Raw genomic sequence first — 7,639 nt, forward strand, 5'->3', positions numbered from 1 at the left:
TCAGCGTCGCGTAGTGACAACGGAAACGGACAGAATGCTATCGCTTCACCGCTGAGCAGTAATGCTCAGCAGTGTTCAGCGTAAATGTATCAGGTTGCTCTTCTGGCCCAGCGAGGGCCCCTTTTTCGCTTCCTGAGGACTGTTGCGGGAGGTCATGATGCCCCATTCCATGAGCCGAGCAGAGACCCTAGCTCCCATCCATGTGGTGGGTGGGGGGCTGGCGGGGACAGAAGCCGCCTGGCAGATTGCCCAGTTGGGGGTGCCCGTCATCCTGTCGGAGATGCGCCCTGTGCGGCAGAGCCCGGCCCACCACACGGATCAACTGGGAGAGCTGGTGTGCAGCAATTCCTTCGGGGCCCTAGCCAGCGACCGGGCGGCAGGCCTGCTCAAGGAAGAGCTGCGCCAACTGGGATCCCTGGTCATCGCCACCGCCGATCGCCACGCCGTGCCGGCAGGGGGAGCCCTGGCCGTGGATCGGGCCCGCTTTAGCCAGGCCCTAACGGAAGCCATCGCCAACCATCCCCTCATCACCCTGCGCCGGGAGGAGGTGACCGGGATCCCGGAAGGGATAGCCGTCCTCTGCACGGGCCCGCTGACCAGCGAGCCCTTAGCTAAGGCGCTGCAAGCTTTTACGGGCCTGGAATACCTGAGCTTTTTTGACGCTTCCAGCCCCATTGTTACCGGGGATTCCCTCAACCGGGCGGTGGTGTTTCAGGCTTCCCGCTACGACAAGGGGGAAGCGGCCTACCTCAACTGCCCCATGACCGAGGCGGAGTACGAGCGCTTCTGGCAGGCGCTGGTGGAGGCCGAGCAGGTGCCCCTCAAAGACTTTGAAAAGGAGGAGCGCAAGTTTTTCGAGGGCTGCCTGCCCATTGAAGAAATGGCCCGCCGCGGCAAAGATACTCTCCGCTTTGGGCCCCTGAAGCCGGTGGGGCTGGTGGATCCGCGCACGGGATCGCGGCCCTATGCGGTGGTGCAGTTGCGCCAGGAGGACAAAGCGGGCAAGCTGTGGAACCTGGTGGGCTTTCAAACCAATTTGAAGTGGGGAGAACAGCAGCGGGTCTTTCGCCTCATCCCTGGCCTGGAGGCGGCGGAGTTTGTCCGCTTTGGCGTGATGCACCGCAACACCTTTTTGAATTCGCCGCAGCTTCTGTTGCCTACGTTGCAATTTCGCCGCCGGCCAACGCTGTTGGCTGCCGGCCAGTTGGTGGGCACCGAAGGCTACGCCTGTGCCGTGGCAGGAGGGTGGCTGGCCGGACAGAACGCCGCCCGCCTGGCTCTGGGGCTGCCTTTGATCACGTTGCCGCCGGAGACGATGATGGGATCCCTATTCCAGTTCATCAGCAGCGCCGATCCCAAGCACTTCCAGCCCATGCCGGCCAATTTTGGCCTCCTGCCGGAGCTGGAGGGGCAAAAAGTTCGCAGCAAACAAGAGCGCTACGCCCGCTACCGGGATCGCGCCTTGGCTGCTCTGGCGGCCACAGGCCTGGTGCGCCAGGCGCAAACTGCCTGAGTTCCCAACCCTGCAGGCGCAAACGGCCAGCTAGCCTGGAATAAAAGGAGGGATCCCGTGCCCATCCTGGTCGTCAACGCCGGCTCCAGCAGCCTCAAGTCCTCTCTCTTTGCAACCGTTGAGGGCAAGGTGGAGGCCACCCCCCTCTGGCAGGCGCAGGTGGACTTTGCCTACCAGTCCGGCCAAGTCTTGATTCAAACTCGGCGGCGGGGCGGCCCCTGGGAATCTTTTCCCCCCCTTGCCCCAGAAGCCGGCATTAGCGGTTTGGCTCCCCTCTTTCAAAGCCTCTGGCAGGGGGAGGGATCCCCGTTGGCCACAGCGGCTGAGATCAAGGCCATTGGCCACCGGGTGGTGCATGGGGGATCCCTCTATCGCCAGCCCACCTTGATTACGCCCGAGGTGGAACAGGCCATCGAGCAACTAAGCCCCCTGGCACCGGCTCACAATCCCCCTGCTCTTGAGGGCATTCGCCTCCTGCGCCAACTGTTGCCTGGGATCCCGCAGGTGGCTGTCTTCGACACCGCTTTTCACCAGCAGATGCCTGCGGCAGCCGCCCTCTATCCTCTTCCCTACGCCTGGGCCGAGCAAGGGATCCGCCGCTACGGCTTCCACGGCATCAACCACGAGCACTGCGCCCGCCGCGCCGCTGAGATCCTGGGCCGGCCCCTGGAAGAGCTGCAGCTCATCACCTGCCACCTGGGCAATGGCTGTTCTCTGGCGGCCATTCGCGGGGGCCACAGCGTCGACACCACCATGGGCTACACCCCCCTGGAGGGCCTGATGATGGGATCCCGCTCCGGCTCGGTGGATCCGGGGATCCTCATCCACCAGTTGCGCCGGGGCATGGACGTGGAGGAGCTGGATCGGATCTTGAACCGGGAATCGGGCTTGCAGGGCGTGTCCGGCCTCAGCAGCGACATGCGAGTGATCCTGGAAGCCATGCAGGCAGGCCATGCCCGCGCCGAGCTGGCCTTTAACCTCTTCATCCACCGCCTGCGCAGCCAGATTGGGGCCATGCTCATGAGCCTGGATCGGCTGGATGCTTTGGTCTTCTCCGGCGGCATCGGGGAAAACGCGGCGCCGGTACGGGCCGCAGCCTGTGCCAACCTAGGCTTTTTGGGGATCCAGATCGACCCAGTTTTCAACGCCGGATCCCCGCGCAACTGCGACATCAGCACCTCTGATGCTCCGGTGCGGGTGTTGGTCATCTCAGCCCAGGAAGACTGGGCCATTGCCAATGCCTGCCAAAAGCTCCTGCAAGAGGAATAGGCGAAGGAGCTCAGGCTGCTTCTAGCCAGGTTTTCTCCTTTCCAAGGACTGGCTCCGTCGAGACCCTCCCGCCACAATGGAGCCAAAGCCCTGGGCAGGGGAGGATAGGAGGAACCCTCCCTTTCTGCCAAGAGAAGACTTGCAACCCAGCTCATTTGAAGGTAACGGAAACCTATGCAGCCTGCCCAACTCCTGAACAGACGGATCCCCCTGCTGTGGCTCCTGGGCGTCGTTTTGGCGGGATGCGGGGAGACGACCAGCAGCAGCCCCCTGCCCCTGCCGACGCCCCTCCCTCCTCCTTCTCTCACCATCACCGATCTCTCGCCCCGCACCGTCCCCGTAGGGCAAACCCCCACCTTTGTCGTCTCCTTCCGCGTCGAGGCTCCTGCCGGGATCCGGGGTTCCAACGCCTTTTTGGCTTCCGTCACCACCCCACTGGGCAATTTCGTAACCCTGGGAGCTTTTGATGCCGCTCAGTTGCCCGGCTGCTTCGTTGGGGCGACCACCTGCACCGTTACAGGGCTGACCCTGACCCAGAATCGCTTTACCCTCACTCAAACGGGATCCCATCAGCTCACCATCAGTGTGTTCGATCGGCAGGAGCGGCTGGGCAGCGGCAGTTTCCCATTTACCGGAGTGCTTTGAAAACGGTTTGGATAAAGACACAGAGGATACTAGTCTTGCAGGATCCCCAGAAACTCAAAACTCACTCTAGGCCCTATCTCTCAGGTGGATTTCTGAGGCTTCCGGCCAAGGGATCAGGCCACCTCGGTCAAACTTGAACGGCCTCGCCGTTCCTGAGGAGATCGAGTTTTGTTGCTTCAAATCGGGTGGGGATAAAGTCGAGTATGTAGTCACTCTAAACATCATGGTCTAAACATCATGAATGAAACCTTTCCGTCTGGCTCCCCTCTCCCTCTGGAAGAGGAGCTGAGGGTGGTCGCGGAAGCGGCGCGGAGCGTTTGGGCACGGTCTCCAGCAGGAATGTAACTCGGAGATCCCAACTCAGGTGATCCGGATCAGCGCAAGCCTTTGGTCGGGGGAATAGGCTACAGTTATCCAAAAAGATAACAAAAGATAACAATTTTGACGAAAAAGACATCTTCTGCTTTTCCCAAGCTGACCTTTCGATATGCTGAAGCCGATCACAGGGAATGGAGGCACTGAACTGTGGAGAATGGGATCGTGTGTCAACTCACTTTAGAATGGACCGAGGCCGACCGGCGCCGATCGCAAACGGTTTCGCCTGTTCCCTCCAAGCTGGTTACCATTGGACGGGATCCGAGCTGTGATGTGGTGCTCAATGACCCAACTCGCTCGGTCTCAGGAGTTCACGCCGGGCTTTATTTTGATCCCAAAACCTTAAACTTTCACATTCGCAACTTAACTCGGGATCGTTTGCCTCCTAAGCAGCCCAACCCCGTCTGGGTGAATGGCCGAAAAATAATTCAGGAAGAGCTTGCGCTTGAGGCCAATAGCCAAATTCAGTTGGGGCACATTGTGCTGAGGGTGAAGTCTATAGAAGTGGCCAGGAAGAATCAGGGGGTTCCCCTCAGCCGCGGCACTTTGGACGCCCTCAAGGTTAAGTGCAGCCGCCTGGAAAACCCTCACTACCTGCCCCCAGAATATCAGGGTCAGAATTGTCCCTACTGTGGACATTTGGTCTTGAGCGCTACCTTGGTGATCCCTCCTCCAGAAGCTGGCAAAGCCCCACAACCTCCTCTCTAGAGGACCAACCCTTTCTATTCTTCTTACAGATCCCAGTGGCTGATCCAAGTCCGTGGGGGATAGAAAAAAGGGATCCCGGGCAAACCAAAAGTGACCTGTGAGGTCGCGCTGTTCTGTGTTTTCTCAATGGCCTCTTCATGATCTTTGTACATGATCTTTGTAAAGGTGAGCAGAAGCTATGCAAATTCAACTGAGCTGGGAAGATCCCATCACCGAAGAACAGCAGGAGCTGATTTTTCCATTGCCTCTTGCCTTGGGCAGGGAGCTGGCCCAATTGCCACAGGAATGGCAAGGTCGAGAAGTGGCGCGGGCTGTGTTTGCCAGCCAGGAGATCTCCCGTTATCACGCCCTCGTCTATCTCGGTGAGGATGGCCAGGTCATCTATGAAGATCGCAGTGCCAACGGCAGCCGCATCAATGGGGAAAAAATCCGTCAGGCACGCCGGGTGCTCCAGGGGGGAGAAGTGGTGGAGCTTGGCCCCTACAGCATCACCGTGGGTTTGGTGTCCCCCAGGGATCCCAATGCCACCCTTTTGACCGGCACCCCTACTCTTTTGCTGGAGCCGCGCACCGAACTGATTCGCCCGGCCACCCAACCCGACACCGCATTTGAGGTTCCCCCGGCTTCCACGGTGGTTTTTACCCCAGAGCAGCTTCCTGAAGTGCGGGCTGGCTCGGATTTTCCGCCGCCGGATTTGTTTCGAGCTGAGCAAATTGCCCTGAGCGCCCTCAAAGCCACCGGACTACCTGTGGAAGAGACCCTCTATTTGGCCTTGGGCGGCGGTATCGGCAGCTTTGTCTGGGTGGATACCCTGCGCATCTACGGGGTCAGACCGGAACACATCCGCGTCATCAGCATTGCCCGCAAACCCTACGAACGGTATGAACGGCTTTTGACCAACTGCCAGATCCCCCGCTGGAAGCGAATTCGCTCTGGCTCCGATTCTTGTCCAGACAACATTTGGGGCTGGCCCGGCTATGCCCTGCGAGATGCTTGGCGTTCCTTTTTCTCCGGCCGATTGTTGGAAGCATTCGGCTTTTTGTGGCAGGTATTTAGTGAGCCCTTGTTGGCAGATACCTATACGCCGCGGGCGGGGGATGTATTTGCCTCAATGGATCGGGAGGCAGCCCGAATTGGTTGGGAGCAAATGTTGTGTTACGGCCATATTCGCGCCATTCGCAAAACGGAGGATGGGCGATATGTAGTGGCCTATTCGGCAACGCGGCCCGGCCATACAGATCACCGTTTTATGGTGGCCAAGTATCTCCATTTGGCAACTGGATATCCGGCCATCAAGTTGCTCAACGACCTGCAGGAGTTTCGCGAAAAAACAGGAGATTTGAGATCGGTGGTACACGGCTATGAGCCTCATGATCACGTTTATGAGCAGTTGGAGAAACAAGGTGGCACCGTCCTAATTCGGGGATTTGGGATCGTCGCCTCTCAGGTGATGGAACGCCTTTACGAAGCCCGCAAAGTCAACCCCCGCATCTCGGTGGTGCATCTGAGCCGTGCGCCCAAAAGCGGTAATCGCTTCGGACGAGCCAAACGGGCAGTGGAGAACCATTGGGAGTTTCAGCCCTTCAACTGGCCCAAGGCCACTTGGGGAGGAGTTCTGCGTGCCAAATTGGAAGCGGCGACCCCCCTGGAACGGCGCGAACTGCTGGAAGCTTGGGGCGGCACCACGACAGCAAGTCGGCGGAAATGGCGGCGGATCGTGCGGCAAGGGTTGCGAGAGGGCTGGTACTCGATTGTGTTCGGCAAGGTGGAGTCGGTGGTTCCCGGCGACAAGGGTAAGCCGGTAACCTACATTCGAGGTACCCACAACAACACGCAATTAAAGGTGGAGGCCGATTTCGTTATCGACTGTACGGGTTTGGTTTCGGATCCCATGACCAATCCTCTCCTCAACGATCTAATTACCCACTACAACCTGCCCCTCAATCCTCACGGGCGCTTGCATGTCTCCAACGACTTTGAGCTGGTGGAGATGCGCAACCGGGATGGGCGAATGTACGCTGCCGGGATCATCACCTTGGGCGGGCCCTATGCGCCGGTGGATACGTTTTTAGGTTTACAGTACTGTGCCCATCGCTCGGTGGAACACCTGGCTCGACTGCGGGCACCGGGGGTCAAAGGCTTAGAAGGGATCCGATCCCTGTGGCAATGGTGCAAGTGGGCCCTAAACATCAGCCCCTAGCTTGCCGACATTGGGCAACGCTCCTGGATTTTGCCGGATGTTTATGGTTATCAACGCTATTGTTGGCGACACATCATGGCTATTCCCCATCCCGTTGAACCTGGTGAAAGGGGTGTTGCGTTGATCCCCAACTCTTCCATACCAAAGGGGGAAGGGTTGGGGGTGAGGGCCAGAAGATTCTCTCAAACAGACCGGGAGCGAAATAGATCCTGATGATCTCGATAGGCAAAACTGCTGGAGGAAAAGATGACTCCGACCTTGATTGGCCGCTGGCAAACTCGCATTTTCTTATTGGCCACCGTTGGTGTTTTGGCAAGTTTACCCTTTTATTTTGGGATCACTGGACATGGCGGCAGCCTCACCTATTTTTGGGTGCTGTTCTACGTAGGTCTGTTTGGCTGTGTTTGGGATGTTGTTTATAACTACCTGATGGGGTGGATGTGGGATCACGATTGGCCTGGGATCCTTCAGCTTTTGGCCGGCATTTGGGAAGGGCTTTTTTTGGGTACAGTCTTGAAGGTGGTGGGTCTTCCTTATATCCCAACCCAACGGTTTGACTTGGGAGATTTTATTCTCCACTACAGTGTGGTCTGGGTTTGCCTTTACCTCAGCGCTTGGGTGGTAATGCGCATTTTGTTTCCCCGCTGGCGCTTTCGCGGTGGAGAGTGGCTGGGGCCATGGCCGCGCTCCGGCAGCTAGAAAGGGGATCCATTGCCGTTAGAATCGGGCTGGGAGCATGACTTTAGTCAATGATACGCTGGACTATACTGAAAATAATGTACAGTATGTTCAGTATGGCTGCTTGGTATGGCTAGGTATGTAAAACCGAGAGAAGCGGCGGATTATTTTGGGGTGTGTCTCCACACCTTGAGGCGATGGGAACAGAAAGGCTGGATCCATGCAGTACGTACACCATCCGGTAGGGCGAG

The 7,639-nt window shown here is 58.3% G+C and carries 7 protein-coding genes; all 7 read left to right on the forward strand.

The genetic code is table 11. The annotated features are described in order from the left end of the window. Positions 1–157: 157 nt before the first annotated feature. Positions 158–1,513 (forward strand): FADH(2)-oxidizing methylenetetrahydrofolate--tRNA-(uracil(54)-C(5))-methyltransferase TrmFO, encoded by a 1,356-nt coding sequence (gene trmFO, locus ACVW0R_RS13190; protein ID WP_414347011.1) that lies wholly within the window; start codon positions 158–160, stop codon positions 1,511–1,513. Positions 1,514–1,570: 57 nt separating this feature from the next. Next, positions 1,571–2,782, forward strand: a complete 1,212-nt coding sequence (locus ACVW0R_RS13195) for an acetate kinase (RefSeq protein WP_457502181.1) — start codon at positions 1,571–1,573, stop codon at positions 2,780–2,782. 174 nt (positions 2,783–2,956) lie between these two features. Next, complete coding sequence (locus tag ACVW0R_RS13200; RefSeq protein ID WP_457502183.1) at positions 2,957–3,427, forward strand: hypothetical protein; 471 nt, start codon at positions 2,957–2,959, stop codon at positions 3,425–3,427. Between the two features lie 540 nt (positions 3,428–3,967). Beyond that, positions 3,968–4,510, forward strand: coding sequence for an FHA domain-containing protein (locus ACVW0R_RS13205; RefSeq protein WP_011431471.1), 543 nt, complete (start codon positions 3,968–3,970; stop codon positions 4,508–4,510). Positions 4,511–4,688: 178 nt separating this feature from the next. Next, positions 4,689–6,710, forward strand: coding sequence for an FHA domain-containing protein (locus ACVW0R_RS13210; RefSeq protein WP_011431473.1), 2,022 nt, complete (start codon positions 4,689–4,691; stop codon positions 6,708–6,710). A 246-nt stretch (positions 6,711–6,956) separates the two neighbouring features. After that, a complete protein-coding gene (locus ACVW0R_RS13215; RefSeq protein ID WP_011431474.1) occupies positions 6,957–7,409 on the forward strand; it encodes a hypothetical protein in 453 nt (150 codons plus the stop codon). Positions 7,410–7,517: 108 nt separating this feature from the next. Then, a partial coding sequence (locus ACVW0R_RS13220) for a MerR family DNA-binding transcriptional regulator (RefSeq protein WP_457502184.1) occupies positions 7,518–7,639 on the forward strand: 122 nt, incomplete at its 3' end.

The sequence above is a fragment of the Thermostichus sp. MS-CIW-15 genome (assembly GCF_054060575.1).